This window comes from Sphingorhabdus sp. 109 (assembly GCF_902506555.1).
In the GTDB taxonomy this organism is placed as follows: Bacteria; Pseudomonadota; Alphaproteobacteria; order Sphingomonadales; family Sphingomonadaceae; genus Parasphingorhabdus.
In genome coordinates, this window is the sequence record NZ_LR732709.1 from 13,550 (window position 1) to 38,200 (window position 24,651).

33 protein-coding genes are annotated in these 24,651 nt (G+C 58.8%); all 33 read left to right on the forward strand.

Annotated features, from left to right (window positions below; translation table 11 throughout):
* Nucleotides 1-136 precede the first annotated feature (136 nt).
* The 33 genes from BOSE62_RS17080 to BOSE62_RS17240 all read left to right on the forward strand — a co-directional run bounded on the left by BOSE62_RS17080 (nt 137) and on the right by BOSE62_RS17240 (nt 24,555).
* Nucleotides 137-604, forward strand: coding sequence for a hypothetical protein (locus BOSE62_RS17080; RefSeq protein WP_159648131.1), 468 nt, complete (start codon nt 137-139; stop codon nt 602-604).
* Between the two features lies 1 nt (nt 605).
* Nucleotides 606-971: a hypothetical protein gene (locus tag BOSE62_RS17085; RefSeq protein ID WP_159648132.1), complete on the forward strand. Its 366-nt coding sequence runs from the start codon at nt 606-608 to the stop codon at nt 969-971.
* Nucleotides 968-1,501, forward strand: a complete 534-nt coding sequence (locus tag BOSE62_RS17090; protein ID WP_159648133.1) for a fatty acid desaturase CarF family protein — start codon at nt 968-970, stop codon at nt 1,499-1,501. The genes BOSE62_RS17085 and BOSE62_RS17090 overlap by 4 nt, the downstream gene beginning before the upstream one ends.
* Nucleotides 1,498-1,809 carry a VpaChn25_0724 family phage protein gene (locus BOSE62_RS17095; RefSeq protein ID WP_159648134.1) on the forward strand — a complete coding sequence of 104 codons (312 nt, stop codon included), beginning with the start codon at nt 1,498-1,500 and terminating at the stop codon, nt 1,807-1,809. The genes BOSE62_RS17090 and BOSE62_RS17095 overlap by 4 nt, the downstream gene beginning before the upstream one ends.
* 1 nt (nt 1,810) lies before the next feature.
* Nucleotides 1,811-2,413 carry a phage protein Gp27 family protein gene (locus BOSE62_RS17100; RefSeq protein WP_159648135.1) on the forward strand — a complete coding sequence of 201 codons (603 nt, stop codon included), beginning with the start codon at nt 1,811-1,813 and terminating at the stop codon, nt 2,411-2,413.
* Nucleotides 2,410-3,948 (forward strand): phage terminase large subunit family protein, encoded by a 1,539-nt coding sequence (locus tag BOSE62_RS17105; RefSeq protein WP_159648136.1) that lies wholly within the window; start codon nt 2,410-2,412, stop codon nt 3,946-3,948. Before BOSE62_RS17100 ends, BOSE62_RS17105 begins: the two co-directional genes overlap by 4 nt.
* Before the next feature lie 9 nt (nt 3,949-3,957).
* Nucleotides 3,958-5,646, forward strand: coding sequence for a DUF935 domain-containing protein (locus BOSE62_RS17110; protein WP_159648137.1), 1,689 nt, complete (start codon nt 3,958-3,960; stop codon nt 5,644-5,646).
* Nucleotides 5,646-6,170, forward strand: coding sequence for a hypothetical protein (locus tag BOSE62_RS17115; protein WP_159648138.1), 525 nt, complete (start codon nt 5,646-5,648; stop codon nt 6,168-6,170). The genes BOSE62_RS17110 and BOSE62_RS17115 overlap by 1 nt, the downstream gene beginning before the upstream one ends.
* Complete coding sequence (locus BOSE62_RS17120; RefSeq protein ID WP_159648139.1) at nt 6,171-7,334, forward strand: phage minor head protein; 1,164 nt, start codon at nt 6,171-6,173, stop codon at nt 7,332-7,334.
* Between the two features lie 127 nt (nt 7,335-7,461).
* On the forward strand, nt 7,462-8,556 hold the full coding sequence (locus tag BOSE62_RS17125; RefSeq protein WP_159648140.1) for a phage protease: 1,095 nt from the start codon (nt 7,462-7,464) through the stop codon (nt 8,554-8,556).
* Nucleotides 8,553-8,966, forward strand: a complete 414-nt coding sequence (locus BOSE62_RS17130; protein WP_159648141.1) for a hypothetical protein — start codon at nt 8,553-8,555, stop codon at nt 8,964-8,966. Before BOSE62_RS17125 ends, BOSE62_RS17130 begins: the two co-directional genes overlap by 4 nt.
* A gap of 30 nt (nt 8,967-8,996) precedes the next feature.
* A complete protein-coding gene (locus tag BOSE62_RS17135; RefSeq protein ID WP_159648142.1) occupies nt 8,997-9,890 on the forward strand; it encodes a Mu-like prophage major head subunit gpT family protein in 894 nt (297 codons plus the stop codon).
* Nucleotides 9,878-10,492 carry a hypothetical protein gene (locus BOSE62_RS17140; RefSeq protein ID WP_159648143.1) on the forward strand — a complete coding sequence of 205 codons (615 nt, stop codon included), beginning with the start codon at nt 9,878-9,880 and terminating at the stop codon, nt 10,490-10,492. Before BOSE62_RS17135 ends, BOSE62_RS17140 begins: the two co-directional genes overlap by 13 nt.
* Before the next feature lie 101 nt (nt 10,493-10,593).
* On the forward strand, nt 10,594-11,028 hold the full coding sequence (locus BOSE62_RS17145; protein WP_159648144.1) for a gp436 family protein: 435 nt from the start codon (nt 10,594-10,596) through the stop codon (nt 11,026-11,028).
* Nucleotides 11,028-11,537 (forward strand): phage virion morphogenesis protein, encoded by a 510-nt coding sequence (locus tag BOSE62_RS17150; protein WP_159648145.1) that lies wholly within the window; start codon nt 11,028-11,030, stop codon nt 11,535-11,537. Before BOSE62_RS17145 ends, BOSE62_RS17150 begins: the two co-directional genes overlap by 1 nt.
* On the forward strand, nt 11,534-11,797 hold the full coding sequence (locus BOSE62_RS17155) for a hypothetical protein (RefSeq protein WP_159648146.1): 264 nt from the start codon (nt 11,534-11,536) through the stop codon (nt 11,795-11,797). The genes BOSE62_RS17150 and BOSE62_RS17155 overlap by 4 nt, the downstream gene beginning before the upstream one ends.
* The gene (locus BOSE62_RS17160; protein ID WP_159648147.1) at nt 11,794-12,432 is read left to right on the forward strand and encodes a phage protein Gp37; all 639 of its coding nucleotides are present in this window, start codon (nt 11,794-11,796) and stop codon (nt 12,430-12,432) included. Before BOSE62_RS17155 ends, BOSE62_RS17160 begins: the two co-directional genes overlap by 4 nt.
* Complete coding sequence (locus tag BOSE62_RS17165) at nt 12,429-12,620, forward strand: DUF2635 domain-containing protein (protein WP_159648148.1); 192 nt, start codon at nt 12,429-12,431, stop codon at nt 12,618-12,620. Before BOSE62_RS17160 ends, BOSE62_RS17165 begins: the two co-directional genes overlap by 4 nt.
* Nucleotides 12,617-14,080, forward strand: coding sequence for a phage tail sheath subtilisin-like domain-containing protein (locus BOSE62_RS17170; protein ID WP_159648149.1), 1,464 nt, complete (start codon nt 12,617-12,619; stop codon nt 14,078-14,080). The genes BOSE62_RS17165 and BOSE62_RS17170 overlap by 4 nt, the downstream gene beginning before the upstream one ends.
* Nucleotides 14,081-14,116: 36 nt before the next feature.
* On the forward strand, nt 14,117-14,485 hold the full coding sequence (locus BOSE62_RS17175) for a phage tail tube protein (protein ID WP_159648150.1): 369 nt from the start codon (nt 14,117-14,119) through the stop codon (nt 14,483-14,485).
* Nucleotides 14,485-14,862, forward strand: a complete 378-nt coding sequence (locus tag BOSE62_RS17455) for a hypothetical protein (protein WP_236554221.1) — start codon at nt 14,485-14,487, stop codon at nt 14,860-14,862. The genes BOSE62_RS17175 and BOSE62_RS17455 overlap by 1 nt, the downstream gene beginning before the upstream one ends.
* Before the next feature lie 111 nt (nt 14,863-14,973).
* A complete protein-coding gene (locus BOSE62_RS17185) occupies nt 14,974-16,494 on the forward strand; it encodes a tape measure protein (protein WP_159648152.1) in 1,521 nt (506 codons plus the stop codon).
* Nucleotides 16,491-17,720, forward strand: a complete 1,230-nt coding sequence (locus BOSE62_RS17190) for a DNA circularization protein (RefSeq protein ID WP_159648153.1) — start codon at nt 16,491-16,493, stop codon at nt 17,718-17,720. Before BOSE62_RS17185 ends, BOSE62_RS17190 begins: the two co-directional genes overlap by 4 nt.
* Nucleotides 17,713-18,762, forward strand: a complete 1,050-nt coding sequence (locus BOSE62_RS17195) for a phage baseplate assembly protein (RefSeq protein WP_159648154.1) — start codon at nt 17,713-17,715, stop codon at nt 18,760-18,762. Before BOSE62_RS17190 ends, BOSE62_RS17195 begins: the two co-directional genes overlap by 8 nt.
* A complete protein-coding gene (locus tag BOSE62_RS17200) occupies nt 18,762-19,334 on the forward strand; it encodes a phage baseplate assembly protein V (protein WP_159648155.1) in 573 nt (190 codons plus the stop codon). Before BOSE62_RS17195 ends, BOSE62_RS17200 begins: the two co-directional genes overlap by 1 nt.
* Nucleotides 19,331-19,717, forward strand: coding sequence for a hypothetical protein (locus tag BOSE62_RS17205; RefSeq protein ID WP_159648156.1), 387 nt, complete (start codon nt 19,331-19,333; stop codon nt 19,715-19,717). The genes BOSE62_RS17200 and BOSE62_RS17205 overlap by 4 nt, the downstream gene beginning before the upstream one ends.
* Nucleotides 19,710-20,171, forward strand: a complete 462-nt coding sequence (locus tag BOSE62_RS17210; protein WP_159648157.1) for a phage GP46 family protein — start codon at nt 19,710-19,712, stop codon at nt 20,169-20,171. The genes BOSE62_RS17205 and BOSE62_RS17210 overlap by 8 nt, the downstream gene beginning before the upstream one ends.
* The gene (locus tag BOSE62_RS17215) at nt 20,168-21,220 is read left to right on the forward strand and encodes a baseplate J/gp47 family protein (RefSeq protein ID WP_159648158.1); all 1,053 of its coding nucleotides are present in this window, start codon (nt 20,168-20,170) and stop codon (nt 21,218-21,220) included. The genes BOSE62_RS17210 and BOSE62_RS17215 overlap by 4 nt, the downstream gene beginning before the upstream one ends.
* On the forward strand, nt 21,220-21,870 hold the full coding sequence (locus tag BOSE62_RS17220) for a YmfQ family protein (protein ID WP_159648159.1): 651 nt from the start codon (nt 21,220-21,222) through the stop codon (nt 21,868-21,870). Before BOSE62_RS17215 ends, BOSE62_RS17220 begins: the two co-directional genes overlap by 1 nt.
* Nucleotides 21,871-21,881: 11 nt before the next feature.
* Nucleotides 21,882-22,550, forward strand: coding sequence for a gp53-like domain-containing protein (locus BOSE62_RS17225; protein WP_159648160.1), 669 nt, complete (start codon nt 21,882-21,884; stop codon nt 22,548-22,550).
* A gap of 13 nt (nt 22,551-22,563) precedes the next feature.
* Nucleotides 22,564-23,037 (forward strand): phage tail assembly chaperone, encoded by a 474-nt coding sequence (locus BOSE62_RS17230; RefSeq protein WP_159648161.1) that lies wholly within the window; start codon nt 22,564-22,566, stop codon nt 23,035-23,037.
* Nucleotides 23,037-23,633, forward strand: coding sequence for a host-nuclease inhibitor Gam family protein (locus BOSE62_RS17235; RefSeq protein WP_159648162.1), 597 nt, complete (start codon nt 23,037-23,039; stop codon nt 23,631-23,633). Before BOSE62_RS17230 ends, BOSE62_RS17235 begins: the two co-directional genes overlap by 1 nt.
* Nucleotides 23,634-23,754: 121 nt before the next feature.
* The gene (locus tag BOSE62_RS17240) at nt 23,755-24,555 is read left to right on the forward strand and encodes a DNA adenine methylase (protein ID WP_159648163.1); all 801 of its coding nucleotides are present in this window, start codon (nt 23,755-23,757) and stop codon (nt 24,553-24,555) included.
* Nucleotides 24,556-24,651 lie beyond the last annotated feature (96 nt).

Genomic DNA, 24,651 nt, shown 5'->3' on the forward strand with positions numbered 1-24,651 from the left:
CTTTGGAGGAAGCCGCTTAGAAATTCGTTTATAGCTTTGAAAATCCGTTTCATGGAGGCTCTCCTACCACGAATTGACGAGGCGCGCCAGAGGGCTGGCGGTCCAGCCTTTGGGCGGCCCGCGTCCGGCTTCATCTATGAGAATTGCAGGGCCTGACATGCCGGAGGGAGCGATCATAAAAATCGGTGCGTTTTATTCCGCCTGGCTGTTCTCGCTAATGACGGTTTCGTCAGGCGTTGAAGCACCCAAGCAACTGGAGGAAATCTTGCTGATCGAGTTTGAAGGGATGGTCATCCCGGCCGTTCCCGCGATCGCCGCGGTATTGGGTGTCCTGATGTCGCGCATGCTTTCGCCGAAAAAGGATCCGCCGCTTAGCCTGACGAACAATGTGATCGTGACGATGATCATGCTGGTCGCGTCACTGCTCTGGGTCATCGAGGCGCAGCCAGGGACGTTGTTCGCCTTTCTGGTCGCGATCGGCATGGGCTTTTCCGGCTATTCCCTGATCGAATTGATGGGCGAGGAGATCAAGATATTCGTCAAAAAAGCCTTTTCCACTGCAACCGAATTTCTCGGCCGTCTCAGCAAAAAGAAAGAAGACTGACATGCCTCAATATAGCTGGATCGAACTGGCCATCATGCTTTTCATAATCGCGGGATTTGCCGTTGTCATCTGGCGCGGCGGACAGGCCAATCCGGAAAGCACGGGGCGCCTGGGCAGCCGCCTGACCAAGGTAGAGACCAAGATGACCGAGGTTGAAACCGAAATGGAGCATGTGCGCGACCGGCTGAACGACTTCGAAATTACCTTGGCCAGGGTCAGCGACAAAATGGTGACCAGGGTCGATCTCGACAATATCGAAAAGCTGATGGCGCGCGACGCAGAAACATCGCGCAAGACGTGGAAGGCGGTGGAGAGGCTGGAAGGGTTTTTCATCGAAAATGCGATCAAGCAAAGGAGCGGGTCATGATAGTGGCTTTTCACTTGCTGATCGGATGGCTGATCGCTGATCTGATTTCGGGAATCGTTCACTGGATTGAGGACCGGATATTGTGGGTCGGTATGCCGTTGATCAGCAAGTCAGTGGTGGAACCGAACCGCCTGCATCACGAGGATCCGCGTTTCTTTCTGGACCAGACGATATGGCAGCGCGGCGGCACGACATGGTTTGCGACGGCGGCGCTGGCGGGCTTGTGGCTCTGGTTAATCGGCTTTTCCTTCATCTGGCTGAGCGCACTGGCCGGTGGACTGCTAACCGCCGAAATTCACGCAATGGCCCACCGGGGCAACGAAACCACCGGCTTCCCGCGCGTGCTGCAGCAGATCGGTATCATCCAGTCGCCATCCCATCATGCGGGGCACCATAGCCGGGCAATGGACACGCGCTATTGCACCCTGACCGACTTTCTCAATCCGCTGCTCGACTGGATCGGTGTCTGGCCGGCGTTGGAAAAAATTCTAACCACAATCGGGCTTGAGCCCAATCGAGGCACGCAATGAAAGATTATGCAGAAGTTCATGGCGAACATATCCGTCTCAGCATTTTGCGCATATTGGCAAAACAGCCGAGCTATCAGATCAATGACAGCATTCTGACCCAGATGGTGTCGAATGGGCTTGGTCTAGCATGTACTCGCGACCAAATGCGCGGGCATATCGCCTGGCTGGACGAGCAAGGCCTTATCAAAGCGGTACCGGCAGAAGGTGCCAGCCGGTTGACATTGGCCAGGCTGACCGAAAGCGGCGGCGAAGTGGCCAGTGGCATGCGCACCGTGCCCGGTGTTCAACGCCCCTCACCGGGGGAATGATATGGTCACCCGTCCGGCAAAGAAAAAGAAGACCCCCTCCAGCATAACGCGGCTGCCAAAATCCATTCAGGATGAAATCAAGACGCTGCGGAATGACCAGGGTGCGACGATCGACGAGATACTGGACCATCTGCGCAAGCTGGATGTCGCAGTCTCGCGCTCGGCGCTTGGCCGGCACACGCAATCGCTGGACGAGCTGACCGCGCATCTGGAGTTTGCCCGCGTGTCGGCTGACGCGATCGCCAAGAATTTTGGCGAGGTGCAGGATGACAAGTTGGCCCGCGCCAATGTCGAGCTGCTGCAATCATCAATCCTGCGCCTGCAGATGGCCGCGCATGAAGCGATGTTGCGCAGTGAAGACGATGATGAACCAATGGCATTCCCGATCCCGCCGAAAGAAATACTGGCGCTATCGCGTTCGGTCCAAGCGCTGGCCGGTACCGAGAAATCCATTCAGGAGCGGATCCGCACGGCCGTTCGGGATGCGAAGGAAAAGGCGACAAAGGCGGCTGCAGAGAATGCCACCCGCGCCGCGCGATCCGAAGGCCTGTCACAAGATACGGTCGATGCGATCCGTTTTGCTGTTCTGGGCAGCGAAACATGAAGCTATCACCTGAAGATCAGAAAAAGCGAGATGATCGCATTCGCCAGTCGGAGCTGATGGGTGACCGGCTGGCGGCGGAGGAATCGCTGGTCCGGTTGCCGCGCGGTGACCTTTTGCTCAAATATCAGCAGAAAGCGGTGGACCGCATGTTTGCCGGTGTTTCGCTGCTCGCAATCGAGAAGTCGCGGCGGGTTGGCCTGACCTGGGGCGTGGGCAGTTTCGCCACTCTGAAGGCCAGCTCTGCGGTAGAGGCGGGTGGGCAAAATGTCTGGTACATGGGTTATGACAAGGACATGACCCTGGAATTTATCGAAGTCTGCTCGATGTGGGCGCGGGCGTTCAATCTGATTGCCGGCGACGTCCAGGAAGAGGAAGTCCTCTACACCGACGAAAATGGCAGGGAGCAGGGGATAAAGGCATTCTCGATCCGCTTTGCCAGCGGTTTCCGGATCACCGCCCTGCCGAGCGTGCCCAGAGCGCTGCGCGGCAAACAGGGAATCGTCATCATCGATGAGGCGGCATTCCACAAGGACGTCGAGGAAGTGCTGAAGTCGGCGATGGCGCTGCTGATCTGGGGCGGGCAAGTGGTTGTCATTTCGACCCATGACGGGATTTCGAACCCGTTCAACAAATTGCTGGACGATATCTCCAGCGGGAATCGCCGTGGCGAGCGGATGAAAATCACGTTCAAGGACGCCATGGAAAACGGCCTTTACGAGCGGGTCGCGATGGTCGCTGAGACCAAGGGCGTTGATCTGGAGCCGAAAGAGGAATGGGAAGCCAATATCCGCGCCAGCTATGGCGATGACGCGGGCGAAGAGCTCGACTGCGTTCCCAAGGTCGGTTCCGGTTCGCTTTTGAAGATCGAGGATATCGCTGCCTGCGAACATGAAGAGGCTGGCCTGTCGGACTTTTACCAGGGCGGGCTTTGCTATGTCGGCCGGGACGTCGCGCGGCGCAATGATGGCCAAATCCAATATTGCATGGAGCTGCTCGGCGATGTTCTGTGGCAGCGCGACACTTATGAGGAGGTCGGGCAGACCTTTGCGCATCAGGACGCCTTTTTTGATGGCTTGTTCAAACGCCGCCGAATTGCCAGCGCATGGATCGATCAGACCGGAATGGGCGAACCGGTTGTTGAGGCGTTACAGGTGAAACATGGCAGTCTGCGAGTCGTTGGTGAGCTGCTCACCGGCCCGAACCGGCTTGACCTTGCAACATCGCTCAAGGATCATTTTGAAACGCACCGGATCCGCATCCGTAAGGATCTGATGACCCGATCCGATCTGCTGGCGATCAAAAAGGTCGGCAGCGAGCAATCCGGCGGCGTCCGGATCGTCAACGACAGTTCGGTCCACGCCGACCGGTTCTGGGCCTATGCTCTCGCCTGCCGCGCACATGATATGGGCGCGGAGCTTTACGAACATCATGGGCCGCGTGGCCAAAGCGGAAAACGAGGGGATGCCGGATGGCAGCACCCGGATGACAGAGGGCAGGAACGCGGGTCGCGCTTTCGCGGTCGCGGAGCCTGGTAAGGGAAAAACATGCAGGAAAAATCACTGCCGCCGCTGATCTGGGCCAATGGTCAGCCCATGCGCACCGATATTTTGGGCCGCGAAATCAGCGCGCCGACCACCGGATCCGTGCGGACCATCATGTCCGGGCATCCGGCGCAAAATCTGGAACCCTACAGGCTGGGCCGGATATTGTTGTCGGCCGAACAGGGTGACGCGAAAGCCTATTTCGAACTGGCCGAGGAAATGGAGGAAAAGGATCTCCATTATCTTTCGGTACTCGGCACCCGCAAACGTGCCGTCTGTCAGCTGCCGATCGAGGTCGAGCCGGCCAGCGACAGCGCCGAGCACAAGGCCGATGCCGATCTGATCCAGAAGGTGCTGGACCGGGACATGCTCGAGGCGGAAATGTTCGACATCATGGACGCAGTCGGCAAGGGCGTCAGCACTTGCGAGATTTTGTGGAACACGCAGCGCCAGCCCTGGTTGCCCCGCGATATCAAATGGCGCCGGCCCGAATGGTTTGAATTTGACCGCATCGATGGCGAAACGCTCGGCCGGATTGAAAATGGCGGCGCCGTACCGCTCGAGCCGGCCAAGTTCATCAGCCATGTGGTCAAGTCCAAGTCCGGCCTGCCGATCCGTGGCGGTCTCGCCCGCGCGGTGGCCTGGGGCTATATGTTCAAAAACTATGCGCTCAAGGACTGGGTGATATTTCTGGAAGGATATGGCCATCCGCTGCGGCTGGGCAAATATGGCCCGAATGCCAGTGAAAAGGACAAGGGCATTCTGGCCGATGCGCTGATGGACCTGGGCGCCGACGCATGGGGCACTATTCCGGAAACCATGTCGGTGGAATTTGTCGATCGCAAGGCCGGGACCGCGCCGGCCGATCTGTGGCAGGCGAAAGCAAAATATTGGGATGAGCAGATTTCAAAAGCGGTGCTGGGTCAGACCAATACCACCGATGCGCAGGCGGGTGGGCTCGGCTCCGGTCAGGCCAATGTTCACAACGAGGTCCGGCACGATATCGAGCGCGCGGATGCGAAAATGCTGGCGGCCACGCTCAACCGTGACCTGGTGTGCCCGATCGTCATGCTCAACCATGGCGAGCGCGAAGAATATCCACGACTGAAAATAGGGCGCCCGGACGAGGTCGATGCCAAGGTCACTGTCGAAACGGCGGCGATCCTTGCCGGCATGGGCGTTGAAATCGATGCGGATGATCTGCGCGAGCAGGCCGGGATGCCAGCACCCAAGGAAGGGGCAAAGATCCTGCAGCGCGGAACGGTCAATTCCCCGGCCAATCCGGACCCGTCAAATTTGCCCTCTCAGGGCCGCAGGAGCGTGCCGGGCGGCACTGACCCTGCCAAATTGCCAAAGCCCCCCCTCTTAGACCCTCTTAAACGGCTAAAACGGCCTGTTCGATCAGGCCATGCCGCTGCCAGTCAGACCGGTCTGCCCGAAACCGGTGATGGCATCGATGACGGTGCCGACGAGGCGCTGTCCGATTGGGAGCCGATGATGGAGCCTTTGCTGGGTTCGATCGAAGAGCTGTTTGACGGTGCCGGCACGCTGGAAGAATTTCGCGATGCGCTGGCCTCGTCTGCCCAGAACATGGACAGCTCGGCGTTTCAATCGATGCTCGCCAGGGCTGGCTTCGGTTCGCGGCTGCTCGGCGAGGTTGAAGCCACTGCTGCGGAAGACGAGGATGCCTGATGGCGGATGGGGATATCGACCAGTCTGATTTCGCTGTCGCGTTCACCTTTGCGCGGCCGCTGGCTGCTGCCTATCGGGACGCCAATGGCGACAGTCAGTCCGCCGCGATCGACACACCGCGTTTTGATCATGACAGCGACGGCAACCCGCTTGGCCTTCTGGTCGAGGGCGGACCCTATCTGGGTCAGGCGGACCGGACCTTGATTGATCCGCTGATGCTGCCGGAAAATATTGTGGGAGAGGAAGTGACGATTTTACATTCCATGACCGACATCGATGGCACGATCATTCGCCGTGCCTGGTATAGCCGCGACGCGATCGCGATGATCAACGGTTTGTTGGCGATCGCGGGTCGTCATGCTGAAATAGGCCTGATCGCAGGGTTCCGTGAAAACAAGGGCGAGCCAGACGAGACCGGCTATGTTCGCTATCGCGGACAAAGCTGGCATCTGGTTCCGTTGATTTCGGCGACGGGCGGCGTCTTTCTGGCCGATGCCGCTGGCCGCCCGCTGATCGGCGGATAGATGGCGGACGAAAAGCCACCCGTCCTGCCGCCAAAAGAGGCGATAGCCTATTTCCGGCGCAAAGGGATCCTGTTCGGCTTCAGCTGGGAAGATGTCTGGCAGGAGGAACATGCCAAGGCCTTTACCGTGGCCAAGGCCATGACCCGCGACCTGATCGAGGATATCCGCGAAGCGGTTGACCAGGCGATTGCCCAGGGCGAAACACTGGCTATGTTCCGCAAGCAGCTGACACCGGTCCTGATCGCCAGAGGATGGTGGGGTCGCAAGACGGTCATCGATCCGGCCAACGGCGAAGAGGTGGTGGCGCAGCTGGGAAGCCCGCGACGATTGAAGACAATCTATCAGACCAATATGCGGACCAGTTACCAGGCCGGCCGCTATGAGCGGATCCAGCGCCAAAAATCCAGTTTCCCTTTTATGCGCTATATGTCGGTCATGGACGGGCGCGAACGGCCGGAGCACGGCGCGTGGCACGGAACGATCCTGCCGGTCGACGATCCGTGGTGGGACACGCATTATCCGCCATGCGGGTGGAATTGCAGATGTACGCCGCAGCCTTTGAGCCAGCGGATGATCGACCGGCGCGGCTGGAAAATAACCGACGAACCGCATCGATTTCCGATGAAAAGGCATATCAACCGGCGCACCGGTGAAATCACCGAGGTCGAGCGCGGCGTCGATCCGGGCTGGTCCTATCATGTCGGCAAGGCCAATCTGGACGGACTGGTCCCGCCGCCGATCGACGCGGCCGGTGACGACGAGGGAGCAATTGCAGCTGTCTCAGCGGGGGATAAGACACGGCTTAGCGGGTTCTTTGACGCCTTTGGCCTGAAGGACAGCAGCGCGATCGAAAAGGGCATGGTGTTTCGCGATCAGGCGGGCTGGCCGATTGCGATTTCGGCCGGTTTGTTTCGCACCGGTCGCGGGCAAGTCAGCAATGCCGCCCGCCGCGATCCGGAATCGCTGCGCCATGTTGCGGCGGCTATCACCGACCCGGTCGAGATACGTTGGCGCTGGGTGCAGGATGTCGAAGGCCGGCCGATGCTGATGCGGCGCTATATCGGCGCGCGTGCAATTGCCGATTTCGGACGGACCGGATGGCGCTGGCAGATTACGCGCTCACCTCGTTTTCGCAGAGGCCATCTGGTCTGGACGCGCAAATAACCAGTAAAAATCGAAAGCCGATTGCCAGCCCGCATATTGGCGGTTAAGTCTTTGCAAAGGCCACCCAGATGTTTCTCTGACATCTGTCAGGTAAAGGATCGAGACTGATCCCTCCATAAGCGCCTTCATGACAGGCACGACATCTCTTCCCGCAATCGCGAATGCCACCGCTGTTCATGGTGGCAATGGCGCTCTGCAGCAAGATTTTCTCATCATGCCCTTTGGCACTCCGATTTTCACCCGCAATGCCGCAGAGCATAATTTGCGCGATCGCGCTCACGCCGACCGGGTGCTCGCCGCCACCAAAGCTGCCCTGGCAAGCGCGCAAATGTCGATCGATTATGATCACCAGACATTTACCGCCGCCAATACGCAGGTCGGTGGCACGGCCAAGGCCTCTGGCTGGGTAAAGGATCTGGAAATTCGTGACGACGGGATCTGGGCTCTGGGTGTCAAATGGACGTCACTGGCCGCGACAGCCCTGGCCAGTCAGGAATATCGCTACATTTCGCCTTATTACAAATATGATCCGACCACGGGCGATGTCACCCGGATTGTCAACCTGGGCATCACCAATCTTCCCAATTTCGACATGGCTGCGATCGCGGCCGAACATTCTCATAATAACCAAGGAAGTTTTTGCATGAAGAAAATTGCTGTGGCGCTCGGCCTGGCCGAAGACGCAACCGAGGAGCAGATCCTCACCATGATTGCCGACTGGAAATCCGCGCAGTCGGTTGCCAGTGAAATGCAAACCGCCCTGATCACTGTTTTCGGCCTGTCTGCAGATGCAGATGCCGGTGCAATCGCCAGCGCTGCCAAGACGGCAAAGGATAAGGCTGACCAGCCTGCCGTCGCCGCCGAAGGCGAGATTGATCTGTCAAAATATGTGCCGCGCGCAGAATTTGATGCGGTCGCGAGCCAGGTCAATAGCCGCGAAGAAGCCGATGCTGTTGCGATGGTTGAGAAGGGCATTGCCGACGGCAAGCTGTTGCCGGCGCAAAAAGCGTTCTGGATGACCCAGGCGAAGGCCGACAAGGCTGCCGTGGCGTCCTATCTGGAAGGCGCGCCTGCGATCCTGAAAGATGTCGATTTCGACAACCTCGATAACAAAACCGCCACCGGCCTGGCCGCCGATGAAGCGGCTGTCGCATCTCAACTGGGGCTGACCGAGGACCAGTTTAGCGCAGCCCAAACCAACAACGAAGGAGCTGCGAAATGACTGCACTCGCACAGAAGCGCGAAATCCCTACCCGTGACGGCAAACAGTTTTCCCGTCCGGTTGCCGCCGCTACCGTTATCTATGCCGGCGCATTGGTCTGCCTGAACGCCGCAGGTAACGCTGTGCCCGGCAGCACGTCGACCACATTGGTTGTCGACGGCATTGCCGAGGACACGATCGACAATAGCGGCGGATCGGCTGGCGACGTAAATGTCCCGGTCTATCGTCCAGGGCTGGCGCGCTTTGCCAACAGCACCTCAACCGACGAAATCACGGCCGCTGAAATCGGCGACAATTGCTACATCGTCGATGACCAGACGGTCGCCAAAACGAACGGCACCAGCACCCGCTCTGTCGCCGGCAAGGTCGAGGATGTGGACGCCCAGGGCGTCTGGGTCCGTCTCGACTAATTTGCGAACATTTAGAAGGAAAAGCATCCCATGAAAATCAATCCCGGCAATCTTCAGACGCTTGGCACCGGCTTTAGCGCGCTCTTTGCAGGCGGGCAGGGTCAGGCTGTTTCGCAGCGTGCCCTGGTCTCCACGACCGTCCCTTCGTCCACCGCGCAGAATGAATATGGCTGGCTCGGCAAATTTCCAGGCATGCGTGAATGGATCGGCGACCGCGTCATCAACCAGCTCAAAGCCTATGACTATGCGATCAAGAACAAGGACTGGGAAGACACGATCGAGGTCGATCGCAACGATATCGAGGATGACAATATCGGTATCTATGGTCCGTTGTTCACCGAAATGGGCCGGGCAACCGAAGCGCATCCTGACGAGCTGGTCTTTGCATTGCTCAAGGCCGGGTTCACAACCAAATGCTATGACGGCCAGTTTTTCTTCGACACCGACCACCCGGTCCTGGACGAGGATGGCGTTGCGCAAAGCGTTTCCAATACCGGCGGCGGCAGCGGCGCGCCCTGGTTCCTGATCGACGACAGCCGGGCGCTGAAGCCGGTCATCTTCCAGGAGCGCAAGAAGGCGCAGTTTGTCGCAATGGACAACTTGACCGATGAAAATGTGTTCCGGCGCAAGAAATTCCAATATGGCGTCGACGCGCGCTACAATGTCGGCTTTGGTTTCTGGCAATATGCCTATGGATCCAAGCAGACTTTGGATGCCACCGCGTTCAAGGCTGCCTTTGCGGCACTTGAAGGGATGAAGGGTGACCATGGCCGTCCGCTGGGCGTCAAGCCGAGCCTTTTGGTTACCGGCCCGTCAAACCGCAGTGCTGCACAGAAGCTGCTCAACAGTGAACTGGCATCCGGCGGCGAAACCAATGAATGGAAGGGCACGGCGAAGCTTGAAGTCGTGCCATGGCTGGCCTGATGGAGGGCGTTGATCTCTCGATTCGCGTGACGGCCGGATCCGGGACTTTTCGTCGCGGCGGCTTTGGCTTCTCCGTTGTCGCCACGGTTCTTGCCGCATCGGCTCTGACCGTCGGTGCCTGCTCGGCCATCCTGCAGGAAGAACAGCTGCAGGTCGAGCTGGGCGACGGCGAACAGTTCCTGATGCTGAACGCAGAGCAGCGGGCCGACATTGCAGAAGTGCTGTCCGACGTCGATGCCGATGCCCCGATGGATCAGGTCGATCTGGCCAGTCTGCTGTCCGCGATTGGATTCGAGGCACCTCCTGAACAGGGTGGTGACGATGATGCGTCCGGCGGGGACAATTCTGAACCAGGACAAACCAATCCGCCCCCTGCCGGAGCGCAATCCGGCAGCGCGGATACGGGGGGCGGCGATGTGACCACGACCGCATCGACGGGAGCTGATAGTGCCGGTGCAACCCCGACACCATCGGCTCCATCCCCTGCGCCATCAGCGAAGGTCGAAACAACCATCGCTCCACCTGCTAAATCGGCGTCCAAACCTGCCGCCAAGCGGGCACCCAAGAAATCAGCCAAGCCGTCCGCCAAAGCGGCTGACTGAAACCCTCCGCGTGATCCGCTCACGGGCCAAGTCCGACATCCGCGCTAATCCCGCGCATTACCGGATCACGCGGAGCTATTGAAACGAAAGGATGATGCTCTGTGCCCCTCGCGAAGCCTCAATATGCCACATTGGCCGATATGCAGGCACGCTATGAGGCCAGCGATCTTCTCCAGCTGACGGATCAGCTCGACACCGGTTCGATCAACGAAACGACGGTGAACAGCGCAATTGCGGACGCCTCTGCTATTATCACCGGCTATGTCGCGCGGCGCCATGACAATATCGATCTGCTGACCGATAATCCTATTTTGAACATGATCTGTTGCCAGATTGCCTATCGCAAGCTGTGGCGCGATACGCCGCCCGACAGCATCCAGAAAGCCCATGACGAGGCGCTGGCCGAACTGGGCAAAATCTCCAAAGGCATTGTCGTTCTGGACGAAGGCAGCGAAATCGCGCCGCCGCGTCCCGATGCGATCCACACCAACAGCGCACCAAAGAAAATGTCGCGCGATTCCCTGGGCGGTTACTGATGGCCGCGTCTCACCAAATCCGCGCCCAAGGTGCCAGCGCGATCGAGGCGCAACTGTTCGGACTTGTCCAGGCCTTTGGTGACATCTCTCCCTTGATGGGTGACATCGCGCTTTACGGGGAAAGCTCCACCATCGAGCGGTTCGAAACCGAAATCGCGCCCGATGGTTCGCGCTGGTCGCAATCGATCCGGGCGCGCACCGAGGGCGGCAAGACGTTGACGGACAACGCCATATTGAAAAACTCCATCACTCCGGAAAGTGGCAGCGACTATGCCGCGTGGGGCAGCAACATCATCTATGCCGGCATCCATAATAATGGCGGCACGATCCGCGCCAAAAACGCCAAGCATCTGTCTTTCGGCCTGCCTGGCGGCCTTGGTTTCCGCAAGGTTGAAGCGGTCGATATCCCGCAGCGGGAATTCCTTGGCCTGTCGAGCGAAGACAACGTCGAGATCATCGCGCTGGCAGAAGATTATGCCATTGCCGTAGCACCGGGGATTGAACGATGAACTGGTCGACGATCGTCCTGACCATCGTGATCATCCTGATGCTCTGCACCAGTGCTTACAGCTATAGGGAGTTGCGCGCAGCCGAGCGTCAGAACTGGCGCGAGGAAATCTATTTCTGGGCGGTTATCCTGTTCCCCTGGGGTTTTTTTATCTGGGCGATCCTTGATCTTGCCTGGGACAGCGCGCGTCGCTGGTTTCGTCGCCGCATCCTGCCGATCCTTCGCCGGTGGTTTTACCGGATCCGGAGGGCGGGCAAATGATCGCGCAATTCGAACTTGCTGTTCTGGCCAAGCTCGCATGGGCTGGCGCGCCGATCGGCGGTGGTGAAAGTCTGCTGGGCTATAAATATCAGACACTGGAAAGCTATCCCGACGACTGGGGCGCCTATTTCGAGGACGAAAAGGTCGCTGCCCGGCCGCCCGCTGCCTGGGTGACGTTCGACGGCTTTACCGGCGGAGAGGAACAGGCGAGCGGCGCGATCCGCTATTCCGCGCGTTTCTGGCTGGTGGTCGCTGCGAAGAACCTGCGTAACGAAACCGCGACTCGTCACGGCGGCTCCGGAGAACCGGGCAGCTATCAGCTCGCCACCGATGCCGTCGCGCTTTTGGCCGGCCAAACGCTGGGGCTAGACATCGACCGCATTGCGATTCCACAGATCCGCGAGGTCAGCCGTACAGACGCCCTGCGCAAGCGCAAATTGTCGCTTTATGCGGTGCAGCTCGTCACCGCGATGACCGTGGATCCGCTGTCCGTTGATGACGGCGATCTGGCACCGTTTGAAACCTTCCACGCCAATTGGGACATTCCCGCCTTTGGCGGCGTCGGTCCGGATCTGCCCGATGATGCAGCGGCCGATGCAACGGACAATCTATCACTCGAAGGAGACCAGAGTTGAGCAAGCTGATCCATGTCGCGCCGGCCGAAGGCCGCACCCTGAAGGAAGTCAACGGAATGACTGTTCCCGCAGAAGGTCGGAACTTCCCAGACAGCAGCTGGTGGCGCCGCCGCGAGCGTGATGGCGACGCCATAATCTCCAAATTCAAGAGAACGACAAAGAAACCCAAAAAAGGATCTGAGGCATGATCAGTTTTAACAATATTCAATTTGGCCTGCGCACGCCCGGCCAATATATCGAGTTTGACAATAGCCGTGCCGTTCGCGGGCTTCCGGCCATCGCCAACCGCATCTTGCTGATCGGACAAAAACTGGCCACTGGAACAGCGGCCGAACTGACCTTTCAGCCGATTGTCGAGGCGGATCAGGCCAGCACGTTATTCGGCCGCGCTTCGCAGCTGCACCGGATGGCAAAGTTCCTGAAGGCTGCGGACAATTATTCCGAATGCGTCGCGATCGCGATCGATGATCCCGCTGCCGGCACTGCCGCGACCGGTACGATTGCTGTCACCGGTCCGGCCACCGCGACCGGCACGATCGCGTTGATGATCGCCGGGCAAAGCGTCCCGGTGGTCGTGCCCAGCGGCACCTCTGCTGCGGCAACCGCGACCCTGATCGGGGCGGCGATTACAGCGGCGCTCGATCTGCCGGTTACGGCATCGGTCACCGATGACGACGTGACCATCACCGCCCGGCACAAGGGCCTGATCGGCAATGACATCGACATTCGCCACAGCCACTATAGCGGAGAGGTGCTGCCCTCTGGCATCGGCCTGACCATTACCGATATGGCATCCGGTGCAGGCGAACCGGATTATGCAGAGGTTACGGCGCTTCTGGGCGACAACGAATATCGCACGATCATTGTCGGTTCGGCCTCGACGGCGGTGCTCGATGACATGGAAACTGAACTGAACGATCGATGGGGCCCGCTGCGCATGCTGGAAAGTTTTTGCTATGCCGGGATGAAAGGCACACAGGCGGCGATGGCGACATTTGGCGATGGCCGCAATTCGGAACTGGTGTCGATCATAGGATCTGGCAAATCGCCGACACCACCCTGGGAAGTCGCGGCCAGCTATGGCGGCACAATCGGCTATCATGCCCAGATCGATCCGGCGCGGCCGTTTCAGACGCTGGAATTGAAAGGCGTTCTTGCGCCGAAGGAAGCGGACCGGTTCACCAGGGCAGAACGCGAACTGCTCCTGCAGGACGGCATTTCTACCTTCACGGTCGATGGTGGCGGCGCGGTCTATATCGAGCGGGCAATAACCACCTATCAGGTAAATGCACTCGACATCGAGGACGTCAGCTATCTTGATGTCAACACGCCGCTGACCCTGGCCTTTTTGCGCCAGGCAGTCCGGATACGCATCGCGGCCAAATATCCGCGGCACAAGCTTGCCAATGACGGCACCCGCTATGCTGCCGGTCAGGCGATTGTTACGCCATCGGTGATCCGTGCCGAATTGATCGCATTGTTCCGCGAACTGGAAGAGGCCGGCCTGGTCGAGCAGCTGGACCAGTTCAAGGACGATCTGATCGTCGAGCGGGATGAAAACGATGCCAACCGGCTCAACGCATTGATCCCGCCCGACATCGTCAATCAGTTCCGCAGCTTTGCCGCCGCGATCCAATTCCGGCTCTAAGAGCCCTCTGAGACACCACTGAAAGGACGTTAAGACATGGCAAATAACAATCAGGTTTTCGGGCAAGCAACGATCAAGGCCGATGGCATCCTGCTCGATACCGACAAGGGCGCGACGCTTGATGTCGGCGGGACGGGACGGGAGAGCGTCGAGGGCGACTATAATGCTGGCGGGTTTCAGGAGAGCACGAAGCCTTCCAAACTCGACTGCACGGTCTTTGTGAAGCCAGGCACCAGCGTCACCGCGTTGGCCAGCATCGACAATGCCACCATCACCCTGACCGCCGACACCGGTCAGACATGGATGATCCGGGGCGCCTATTGTTCCGAACCGCCTGTGATCAACCAGAGTGATGGCAAGGCGACGCTGAGCTTCATGGGACCACCAGCCGAGGAATTGAGCTGATGTCTGACAATGGAATGCCAAAAGGTGCGCCGTTCGAAAAGCTGAGCTGGGAAGAATTTCAGCAGCTGAAGAAGGAACCCAATGGCGCAGTCGTTTATCCACTGGTGTTCCCGGTGGAAACGAAACTGCAGGCAGTGGGCGCCGAAGCGCGCGTCGAAACGACCAGTGAAATCACGATCCAGCGGGTCAAGGCAAAACACATGGATGCGCTGAAACTGGACGGCAGTCTGGCGACCGTTTCGATCGAGCTGCTTTGTGCGCTGACCGGCCTCGACAAGGTCACGGCCGGGGAAATCGACGATTTCGATGCCGAGCGGATCGACGAGATCATCCAGTCTTTCACGGTGCCTGGGTTGATAATTGGGAGGACTGTCTAGGCGCGCTTGCCGACGTTTTCGGCTGGCCTCCCTCGGAACTGATGGAACTCGACTGGCCGGGCATTGATCGCTGGCTGATGCAGGCGGAACGGATTTTGGAAGCAAGGAACAATGGCACTTAAACTCTCCCTGATATTGCAAGCCATCGACAAAATGAGTGGCCCGACGCGCAAGGCGGCTGGCGGCTACTCATTCATGGATAAGGCGATCGCCAAAGCATCGGGTACCAGTGCCAAACTCGCCCGGTCACAGGAACATCTAGAGCGCCGCCTGCGCCGGAACAAGCGGCTCGCGAAGGGACGTTTCTACCAGGCATTCACTCAGTCCACTGCCAGTGCTGCCCGCAGGGTTCGCAGTTTTACCCGCGATCTTAAATTGAACGAGCGCGCGATGAAGCTGGCCAAACGAGCAGCTGGCGGCTTTGCCAGCAAGTTGGGAAGCTCGCTCAAATATGGCGCTCTCGCGGCGGGAGCGGCGGGCGGATATGCGATTTTTGATATGTTCCGTGTCGCCAGCGATTTCGAGCAATTCCAGATCATGCTGGAAGGCACCGAGGGATCCGCAAAAAAGGCCAAAAAAGCGATGGGATGGGTGCAGGATTTCGCATCGTCCACGCCTTATGAACTCAACGACGTGATGGCTGCCTATGTCCAGCTGCGCGCCTATGGCATCGATCCGACGACCGGGGCCCTGCGATCGCTGGGCGATGCTGCCTCGGGCATGAACAAGGATCTGATGCAGGCCGTGGAGGCCATGGCAGATGCACAAACCGGCGAGTTCGAACGGCTCAAGGAATTTGCGATCAAATCGAAAAGCGAAGGCGATAAGGTCACCTTTAGCTATATCAAAAACGGCCGCACGCTGACCAAGACCGTGAAAAAGGATGCTGCAGAGATACAGGCGGCCCTGACAGGCATTTTTGACGAACGCTTCGGCGGTGGCATGGAGCGCCAGTCTAAAACCCTCAAAGGGCTGCTCAGCAATCTGAAAGACCAATGGGCCAAATTCCAGCTGCAGGTTGCCGACGCGGGGATTTTTGACAAGGTCAAAGACGGCGCGCAGCGGCTGCTCGACAAGGTCGGCGAAATGGCGTCTGACGGCCGTCTGGAGCGCTGGGCCGAGAAAATCTCCAAGGCGCTTGAAAAAGCCTGGGACATGGGCGTCAAATTTGTCGAACGTACCGACTGGGAAGCGGTGGCGCGCGGCCTTGGCACGACCGTCGATGTGCTGATGAAAATCATCGGCCTAATCGGCAAGGCGCAATCGGCCTATGAACGGTTCAGTAAATGGAAGGCCGGAAACCAGCTCGAGACTGTCGAGAACAGCCGCGCAGACTTTGCAACCAAGAACCGCGTTCGCAAGGTCTATAACCAGCAATTCGGAACTCGACCGGTAAAACGCAGCAATCCCTTTGGCGGAACGCGGCCGGGTTCGGTCCGCTATGCGCCAAGTGGCAAGACCCGGCCGCTGTCCAGTAGTGCGCCAGGAAACAACGTGCGGGTGAGCGGCAAGACCGAAGTTGAGATCAGCGTCAATGGCCCAGCAAAGGCGAGGGTCAAGAAGACATCGAGCCAGGGCAGCGACGTGGCGATGTCGGTCACGCTCGGCAAATCAAATGCGCTGGCGGCATGAGCTGGCGTGACGAATATCAGCCTGGCAGCTTTCGGGGCGCCGGCTTTCGAACCCAGCGTCAGGAGACCTTTGGTGGTCGCCGGATTGTCACTCATGAATATCCCGGTCGCAACGATCCGACGACCGAGGATCTGGGCGCACGGGCAAAAACCTACACGTTGGAATGTCATGTCCTGGGCAATGACTATTTCGCCGATCGGGACGCTCTGCAGGATGCGCTGGAAGGTGAAGGGCCGGGCCAGATGATCCATCCCTGGCTGGGCGCGATGATGCTGGTGGTGCTCGATTTCACATTCACCGAAAGCACGGCGGAAGGCGGCATTGCCTATTTCACTGTCACCTTCGGGGAAGCGGGGCTGGCCGTCGATACGCCGCAAGCCATTGACGGCCGTGCGCAAGCATTGAGCGTCGCGGATGCCATCGACGCAGAAGCACCCGGTGGCTTTGCCGGGGATTTCAGTATCGCCGGGCTTCCCGGTTTTGTTGAGACAGCCGCCGATGATATCGTAAATGGCGCGGTCGCGGTGACCCAGTTTGTTGCCGGCGTCGGCGGCGGTGTCGGTCCGGCCCTGCGCGCGTTTGATGCGACATTGCGATTCCTGCCGGACAGCCTGGCCAATCTGCTGCGGATGCCGATTTCGCTTGGGCAGGCGATCCACAATATGGTTCTGGCTGTTTCCGCCCTGCAGCGCACGCCGCGCCGGAAGGCCGCAATATTTCTGGAAATGATCGACTATGGCGAGGATCTGAAGCCGGTTCTGCCGATCACGCCTGCGCGGATCCGCCAGCGCGACAATCAGGATGCCTTGATCCATCTGTTCCGGGTGCTCTGCGCATCGGCACTGGTCCGCGCCGTCGCCGACATATCCTTTACCAGCTATGACGAGGCCGTGGCGGTGCGCGACCGGATCAGCGACCGGTTCGACATATTGGCTCTTGCAGCGGCTGATGACGGTCAGGACGCCCGGGCGGATGCCTTTGACCGCCTGCGCCGGGCGATGGTCCGCGATGTCACACAGCGTGGCGGATCATTGGCGCGGATTTATGATTACCGGATTTTATCGACCCAGCCCGCACTCGTCATCGCCAACCGCCTCTATGGTCACCAGAACAGCGATCAGCAGGCCGATGATATCGCCATGCGCAACAACATTCCGCATCCCGGCTTCATTCCCGGTGGCGCTAGCATCACCGTTTTGAGCGAGACAGGCGGTAGTGATGGTTGAGCAGGTCACCCTTACACTCGACGGGCAGAAATATGACGGCTGGACCGACGTCACCATTGTCCGCAGCCTCGACAGTCTGGTCGGCAGCTTTACCCTTGGCCTCTCCGATCGGGAGCGCACCGGGGACCAGCCCTGGCCGATGCGTGCAGGCGCGCTTTGCACGGTGTCGATCGACGGTGAGATATTGATCACTGGCTGGATCGATCGCCTGTCACCGCTTCTGGACAAAGAAAGCCACGACATCGTCATATCGGGCCGCGACAAGGCATCGGATATGGTCGATGCGTCGGCGGTCCATCCGTCGGGCAGCTGGAAGAATGCCACGCTGCAGCAGATTACCAGCGAGCTGGCGCAGCCATTTGGCGTCGCCATCGATTTCGCCGCGCCGGCCGATACAAAGATCAAACGCTTTGCCCTGCAACAGGGGGAGAGCGCCTGGTCCGCGATCGAGCGTCTGGCGCGGATGCGCGGGTTGATCATCTGGTCGCTCGCCGATGGCCGGATCCGCGTTGGCAATCCCGGCCAGGGCGCGGTCGTGGGCGTGCTGAAGCAGGGTCAGAATATCCTGTCGGCTTCGGCCGTGCATGATGTTTCCGATCGCTTCGGCGAATATATCGTCAAGGGGCAGGCGTCCGGAGACGATGAAGCCAATGGTGCCACCGTTTCGAAGATCACGGCGCGCGCCACCGATCCGGCGATCAATCGGCATCGGCCGCTGATCATTATCGCCGAAGATCAGGCGAGCAAGGCAAGTGCCCAGAAACGGGCAGAGTGGGAAGCCAATGTCCGCGCCGCCCGCAGTCAGCCTGCGCAGGTCACGGTCCAGGGATGGAAAAACGCCGGCGCATTATGGGCAATCGACAGCAAGATCAAACTGGAGGCACCGGCGCTTTATATCGACGCTGAAATGCTGATCGCCGGGGTGACCTTTATCAAATCGAATGACGCCGGCACGGTGACCGAATTGCGGCTCGAACGGCCCGAAGCTTATGCCCAGGGACCGGCTGAAGGCGACGACGCTTCGGCGCTGGGAGGCGATTGATGGACGATATGGCCAATCTTAACCGCGCGACAAAACCGCTGTCCGACCGGATCCGGATGATGATCGGCCGTGTGCTGGTCCGTCTGGTCGACGACACCAAAAAGGCGCAGTCCCTGCAGATCGAACTGCTCGATCAGGAATCGCAGGAGGGCGTCGAGCGTTTCCAGAATTACGGCTTTACCAGCAACCCGCATCCCGGTGCGGAGGGATTGGGAATCGCTGTCGGCGGGCTGCGCAGCCACATGGTCGTGATCGCAGTGGAAGATCGCCGGTACCGCATGAAGGCGCTGGAAACCGGCGAGGTCGCACTTTACGATGATCTGGGCAATTTCATCAAGCTTGGCCGGAACAAGATCGAAATCACGGCTGTGACCGAGGCCCATGTTACCGCGCCGGATGTCACCATCGATGCCGAAGCGGATTGCACGATCACGGCCGGCAGCTGCACCATCAACAGCGACGATATCAATCTGGGCGCTTCGGGCGGCCCGGCCGTCGCGCGCATTGGCGATGATGTCGATCTGGTCAACGGCAAAATCTTGACCGGCAGCGACAAGGTGGCGGCGGCATGACTATCCATATCGACATCGCATGCAACGATCCTGATAATGGATTATTTGCTGGACGAATTTCCGGTATTACCATTGGCAAAAGCGACATCGAGCTGGAACCGGTGCGATTTACGGGTCCGGCCATGAGGCACACCACAGCGGGGATAGTGGTCTCAGGAAAGAGCTTCGCCTGCACTTTCACCATCGAATGGATCGGCAATTGGTGCTGGAACCGATATGACTTTACCGAGAGCGAGGCAGTTCGCTTCCTTCTTTGGATTAGGCACCGTCATTCTTTCAATCTCCAGTCCGCCGAGAGCCGGTTTTACAAGCTATGGAAGACAAGCGGGACAATCTCGAGCGATCTGTTGCTGAAAGTTCTTAAGGGGGCCATTCATGACTGACCTCGCTCTCCATTGGAACGCAAGCACCTTCACCGGCGATATCGTGCTGCAGGATGGCGCCCTGGCGATCGATGACGGGATGCGCACCGCAATCTTCCTGTCATTGTTCACCGATGCCCGCGCGCCCGATGATGCCGAACTGCCGGAACAGGGTGCCGATCGGCGGGGTTGGTGGGGCAATGGCTTTGCGGCTGATGGTCTGTCTTCCCGGCATGAAGAAGTGGGTTCGCTGCTATGGCTGCTGCGCCGGTCGAAAGTCACCAATGCGACGCTGGCGCTCGCAAAAACCTATGCCACCGCCGCTCTGCAATGGCTGGTCACCGACCGGGTTGCGCGCAGCGTCCTGGTCGAGGTGGAGGCGCAGGGCAATGTGCTGGCGATCGGCGTCACCCTCGACCGGCCGACCGGTCCTGCCCGCCAGCGTTATGATTTCACATGGGATGCCAGTTTATGAGCTTTAACCGACCAACCCTGTCCGAACTGATCGAGCGCGGTCGCGCTGATGTCGAGGCGCGTCTGCCCGGCGCAGACAGTCGTTTGCGGCATAGCCTTCTAGACATAGTAATGCGGGGCCATGGCGGCGTTGCTGCCGGTCTTTATGGCTATCTCGACTATATTTCCCGACAGGTTCTGCCCGACACGGCCGATGGCGAACATCTTGCCCGCTGGGCATCGATATGGGGCATCAACCGGAAAAGCGCGATTGGCGCATCCGGCTCTGTGACTTTTACCGGGACCAGCGGCGTTACGATTCCTGCCGGCACCGAACTGACCCGGATTGATGGCACGGAATATAAAACATCGGCAGCCGGCACACTCGCGTCCGGCACCGCCGATATCGCGGTCGAGGCAATCGACGGCGGCCCGTCCACCAATATGGCGGCGGCCGGGGAACTCACTCTGACGTCGCCGATTGCCGGCATCCAGTCTGTTGCCCTGGTTGATGACGATGGATTGACCAGTGGTGCCGAGGAAGAGGACGATGCAGCCTTGCTCGCACGTCTGTTGCAGCGGATCCAGCTGCCGCCCGATGGCGGTTCGGTGAGCGACTATGAACGGTGGGCACTGGCCTTTGATGAAGTGACGCGGGTGTGGGTCTATCCGGCGTGGATGGGTCTGGGTTCCGTGGGCATTGCGTTTGTTATGGACGGGCGGGACGACATTCTGCCGCTGGAGGATGATGTCGAGGCGCTGGGTGAACATCTGGAGCCGCTGCGCCCGGTCACCGCCAATGTCGTCGTTTTTGCGCCCACCGCCCAGCCGGTTGATATCATGATCCGCCTGGTCCCCGATACGTCCGAGGTGCGCCTGGCGGTGGAGGCCGAACTGGCCGACATGTTCGCCCGCGATACAGCGCCAGGTGGCACCATTTATCTCAGCCGTATTGGCGAAGCCATCTCGCTCGCGGCCGGAGAGAATAATCACCAGCTGCTGCTACCCAGTCAGGACATTGAGGCACCACAAGGCTTCATGCCGTTTCTGGGAGAGGTCAGCTACGCCTGATGGATCAGCATATCGCCTTTGATTATGCCGTCCAGTTGCGCCAGTTGCTGCCGCAAGGCTTTGCCTGGGACTTTACCGCCGACAGCAACCTTGCGGCGCTGATCGGCGGTCTGGCTGAAGAATTTGCGCGCATCGATGGCCGGTCAGCCGTGTTGATCGAAGAGGCTGATCCGCGCACGACATTGGAGCTGCTTTCCGATTGGGAACGGGTGGCCGGATTGCCGGATGCCTGTTTCGGCCAGCCGGATAATATCGCTGAACGTCAGGTGGCTCTGGCGCAGAAAGTCAGCGGAATTGGTGGGCAGGATATTGCTTTCTACACCGAACTGGCCGCGCGCCTGGGCTATGTGGTGCAAATTGCCGAACACCGCAGCGCGCGAATCGGCATGCGCTGCGACGAACCGCTTAATGGAGCGGACTGGGATTTTGCCTGGACGGTCATGGTGCAATCTTTCGAGGGTGATATTCCCTCCGAGCAATCGCTGGTGGCTGTTGCCAAGATCGGCGACCGGATCGGCGTGCGTCTGCGCGGCTTTGGTGCGATCGACCTGGAGTGCATCATCCGTCGGCATGCTCCTGCGCACACCCAGGTTATCTTTGCCTATGAGACAGAGCCGGACGCGCTCTTCTGGATGAATTTCAATGAATAAGGAGAAAACAAATGTTTCGAATTGACAGCCCAGGCAGCGTCGACGGGCGTTTTAACGCAGGTAATCCCGGCACAGGGCAGCAGGCAACACAGCTGTCGGCCGACTGGTTCAACGCTTTGCAGGATGAAATCGTCAACGTCCTTGAGCAAGCGGAAATAGACCCCGACAAAGCTGATAGTGAGCAGCTTTACGCGGCGATCCTTGCGATTGCCACGGGCGCTGCCGGTGACGGATCGGGGGCTGTGCCGACAAGCCGGACAATTTCTGCGGCCGGACTGGCAACAGGCGGCGGTGACCTAGCCGTCAATCGCACAATCACTGTGCCCAAGGCCTCGGCTGGTGATGTCAGCACCGGAACCGATGACACAAAGGCGGTGACCGCTCTTGCTCTCCAGGGCGGGCTTGGCGGTCAACTGCTGGCTGGCACCGGTTTTAAGACGATTTTCGGGCTGGTGTTTCAATGGGGAACGGCGACCGTATCGGGTGACGGTTCAACCAATGTTACGTTGCCGACCACTTTCTCCAGCCAATGCGTTTTTGCCGGTTTCAACGGCGGAAGCGTTGACACCGGTGTATCGCATAATGGGCCATATGTGAGCGGTAAATCAGTCAGTGCACTGACGGTATTCTCGGCGCTTAATACCAGCACGGTCGGCCAGTTTTTCGCCATCGGTTTCTAACGAGGATAGTATTATGAATAAGAGCAATAAATATTATAGTCCGTCCACAACGAGCATGTTCGACGAAGCGGTTCACGGCGTTCGCCAGATAGCGGTTGAACAGACGTCGGCGGAGATCAAGGCGCGGAAGCGTCCCAAGATGGTCCCCAATCCGGCGTGCACGATTCCCAGCGATGCCGTTTCGATCAGCCACAAGCAATGGGAAGATCTGCTTGAGCAACTCAATCATCACGGCAAGGTTCTGGAACCTGGCGCAAAAACGCCACGGGCAGTTGACCCGCCTAAATCAGCCGAGGAAGTGGTTGCTCGAAACCGCACCCAGCGCGATCGGCTATTGGCGGCGAGCGACTGGACGCAACTGGCCGACGTGCCAATCATAGACGCATCGCGCGGCCAATGGCAGGTCTATCGGCAGCAGCTGCGTGATCTTGATCTTTCGGATCCTGAATGGCCTGTCGCACCCGACGATGCGGATGCGACCGCATAATGGCGCGTCGCAAGAAAGACGCTGTCGAGGCACCACAGAACGAGTTGGAAGCAATAGTTGTTGCCGTAGACTATGCCCTGCTCGATCGTGCGGTGGGTCGCGCGGAAGCGATTTGTGATGAACAGATCGACCAGGCTAAAGCGCGGCGTGATGAGAATATTGCCACTCTGAAGCCGAAGCTGGATATCGCATTCGAGAAGCTGCAGGCCTATTATTCTGCCAACGAGGATGTCTTGACAGGTGGGGTGAGGCGATCGGTGGAACTGGGGCCGGTCACCATCGGCGAGCGGCTGACAACACCGAAACTCAAATTGCCCAGCGGAATGAAGGAGGCGGGCGTCATCGCTTGGATGCGATCCGTTCGAGATGTCGGCGGTTTTGCCAAACGGTTCATGCGAGTGAGGGTTGAACTCAACAAACAGGCGATTATCGAGGCGCTTAAGCCGACAGACGAGCCCCGTACCGGACAGGATATGAAGGACAGTAAAAAGCTGGCCGACAAGGGCCTGAGCATCAGACAGAAAGACGAATTTTTTGTGAAGGTACCGGAAGAGGAACCGGCCGGGAATTCTTTTACGCCAGCCTCCAGCGAATAAGAGGGAGGCAGTGGCGCGCCAACGCCACTAACCGCAGGATCAGACCCTGCATCTCGGGCAGCTGCAGCTGCCGTCAATTCCCTCACCGGATGGCCGGCGAGGACGTATATGGGATGCAAAGATGAATGAAGAGTTTAAAGAGTTTGACCCGGTGCGCGTAGTCAAGCCTGTCGCGCCATATCTGGGAGGCAAGCGCGCCTTAGCCAACCGTCTGGTTGAGCGCTTTGACGCGGTTCCTCACAAGCGATATGTCGAGGTGTTCGTGGGTATGGGAGGTCCGTTTTTCCGCCGTCATCAACGGCCGAAGATGGAGGTGATTAATGATATCTCGGTCGATGTGACCAACTTGTTTCGGATATTACAGCGTCATTATCCGCAGTTTCTCGATACGCTAAGATGGCAACTGGCGGGCCGTGCAGAGTTTGATCGGCTCAAGGCATCCAATCCAGATGTGCTCACTGATCTCGAGCGCGCTGCGCGGTTTCTATATCTGCAGCGGATGGGTTTTGGCGGTATGCCTCGGAGCATGGGTATAGACTTTAATGCCGGTGCCCGGTTCAATCTAACCAAGCTGGAACCGATGCTGCAGGATGTTCACGAGCGTTTGTCATCCGTGATTATCGAGCGGATGCCCTTTGCTGATCTTATCCGGAAATATGATAGCAGGCCAGGCACGCTGTTCTACTGTGATCCGCCCTATTTCGGTTGCGAGGACGACTACGGGAAGAACATCTTCTCAGAAGCGGATTTTACTGTTCTGAGAGACCTCTTAGCGAGCATCCAAGGCAGGTTCGTTCTCTCGATAAATGCAGTGCCTGAGATCCGCGAACTGTTCGCCGATTTTGATATTGAGGAGGTGTCGCTAAACTACCGTGTGAGCGGGAAGGTAACACCGGCGAAGGAGTTGATCATATCGAACTAGAACCGCGCAACTTTTTGCGCTACGAGTATCAAAATGACGATTTCCAGTGCTCTAGAACCTCTTGTCCCTAACTCTAAAAGCTTTTGTCCCGCTACA

Bases quoted from the DNA above. Each gene is read 5' to 3' on its own strand.
- BOSE62_RS17235 (WP_159648162.1), top strand. From the start codon at position 23,037: ATGGCGCGTCGCAAGAAAGACGCTGTCGAGGCACCACAGAACGAGTTG.
- BOSE62_RS17185 (WP_159648152.1), top strand. From the start codon at position 14,974: ATGGCACTTAAACTCTCCCTGATATTGCAAGCCATCGACAAAATGAGT.
- BOSE62_RS17105 (WP_159648136.1), top strand. From the start codon at position 2,410: ATGAAGCTATCACCTGAAGATCAGAAAAAGCGAGATGATCGCATTCGC.
- BOSE62_RS17090 (WP_159648133.1), top strand. From the start codon at position 968: ATGATAGTGGCTTTTCACTTGCTGATCGGATGGCTGATCGCTGATCTG.
- BOSE62_RS17115 (WP_159648138.1), top strand. From the start codon at position 5,646: ATGGCGGATGGGGATATCGACCAGTCTGATTTCGCTGTCGCGTTCACC.
- BOSE62_RS17210 (WP_159648157.1), top strand. From the start codon at position 19,710: ATGACTGACCTCGCTCTCCATTGGAACGCAAGCACCTTCACCGGCGAT.
- BOSE62_RS17080 (WP_159648131.1), top strand. From the start codon at position 137: ATGAGAATTGCAGGGCCTGACATGCCGGAGGGAGCGATCATAAAAATC.
- BOSE62_RS17110 (WP_159648137.1), top strand. From the start codon at position 3,958: ATGCAGGAAAAATCACTGCCGCCGCTGATCTGGGCCAATGGTCAGCCC.
- BOSE62_RS17225 (WP_159648160.1), top strand. From the start codon at position 21,882: ATGTTTCGAATTGACAGCCCAGGCAGCGTCGACGGGCGTTTTAACGCA.
- BOSE62_RS17190 (WP_159648153.1), top strand. From the start codon at position 16,491: ATGAGCTGGCGTGACGAATATCAGCCTGGCAGCTTTCGGGGCGCCGGC.
- BOSE62_RS17195 (WP_159648154.1), top strand. From the start codon at position 17,713: ATGGTTGAGCAGGTCACCCTTACACTCGACGGGCAGAAATATGACGGC.
- BOSE62_RS17155 (WP_159648146.1), top strand. From the start codon at position 11,534: ATGAACTGGTCGACGATCGTCCTGACCATCGTGATCATCCTGATGCTC.
- BOSE62_RS17175 (WP_159648150.1), top strand. From the start codon at position 14,117: ATGGCAAATAACAATCAGGTTTTCGGGCAAGCAACGATCAAGGCCGAT.
- BOSE62_RS17125 (WP_159648140.1), top strand. From the start codon at position 7,462: ATGACAGGCACGACATCTCTTCCCGCAATCGCGAATGCCACCGCTGTT.
- BOSE62_RS17140 (WP_159648143.1), top strand. From the start codon at position 9,878: ATGGCTGGCCTGATGGAGGGCGTTGATCTCTCGATTCGCGTGACGGCC.
- BOSE62_RS17205 (WP_159648156.1), top strand. From the start codon at position 19,331: ATGACTATCCATATCGACATCGCATGCAACGATCCTGATAATGGATTA.
- BOSE62_RS17200 (WP_159648155.1), top strand. From the start codon at position 18,762: ATGGACGATATGGCCAATCTTAACCGCGCGACAAAACCGCTGTCCGAC.
- BOSE62_RS17170 (WP_159648149.1), top strand. From the start codon at position 12,617: ATGATCAGTTTTAACAATATTCAATTTGGCCTGCGCACGCCCGGCCAA.
- BOSE62_RS17150 (WP_159648145.1), top strand. From the start codon at position 11,028: ATGGCCGCGTCTCACCAAATCCGCGCCCAAGGTGCCAGCGCGATCGAG.
- BOSE62_RS17135 (WP_159648142.1), top strand. From the start codon at position 8,997: ATGAAAATCAATCCCGGCAATCTTCAGACGCTTGGCACCGGCTTTAGC.
- BOSE62_RS17130 (WP_159648141.1), top strand. From the start codon at position 8,553: ATGACTGCACTCGCACAGAAGCGCGAAATCCCTACCCGTGACGGCAAA.
- BOSE62_RS17220 (WP_159648159.1), top strand. From the start codon at position 21,220: ATGGATCAGCATATCGCCTTTGATTATGCCGTCCAGTTGCGCCAGTTG.
- BOSE62_RS17455 (WP_236554221.1), top strand. From the start codon at position 14,485: ATGTCTGACAATGGAATGCCAAAAGGTGCGCCGTTCGAAAAGCTGAGC.
- BOSE62_RS17100 (WP_159648135.1), top strand. From the start codon at position 1,811: ATGGTCACCCGTCCGGCAAAGAAAAAGAAGACCCCCTCCAGCATAACG.
- BOSE62_RS17160 (WP_159648147.1), top strand. From the start codon at position 11,794: ATGATCGCGCAATTCGAACTTGCTGTTCTGGCCAAGCTCGCATGGGCT.
- BOSE62_RS17095 (WP_159648134.1), top strand. From the start codon at position 1,498: ATGAAAGATTATGCAGAAGTTCATGGCGAACATATCCGTCTCAGCATT.
- BOSE62_RS17120 (WP_159648139.1), top strand. From the start codon at position 6,171: ATGGCGGACGAAAAGCCACCCGTCCTGCCGCCAAAAGAGGCGATAGCC.
- BOSE62_RS17085 (WP_159648132.1), top strand. From the start codon at position 606: ATGCCTCAATATAGCTGGATCGAACTGGCCATCATGCTTTTCATAATC.
- BOSE62_RS17240 (WP_159648163.1), top strand. From the start codon at position 23,755: ATGAATGAAGAGTTTAAAGAGTTTGACCCGGTGCGCGTAGTCAAGCCT.
- BOSE62_RS17215 (WP_159648158.1), top strand. From the start codon at position 20,168: ATGAGCTTTAACCGACCAACCCTGTCCGAACTGATCGAGCGCGGTCGC.
- BOSE62_RS17230 (WP_159648161.1), top strand. From the start codon at position 22,564: ATGAATAAGAGCAATAAATATTATAGTCCGTCCACAACGAGCATGTTC.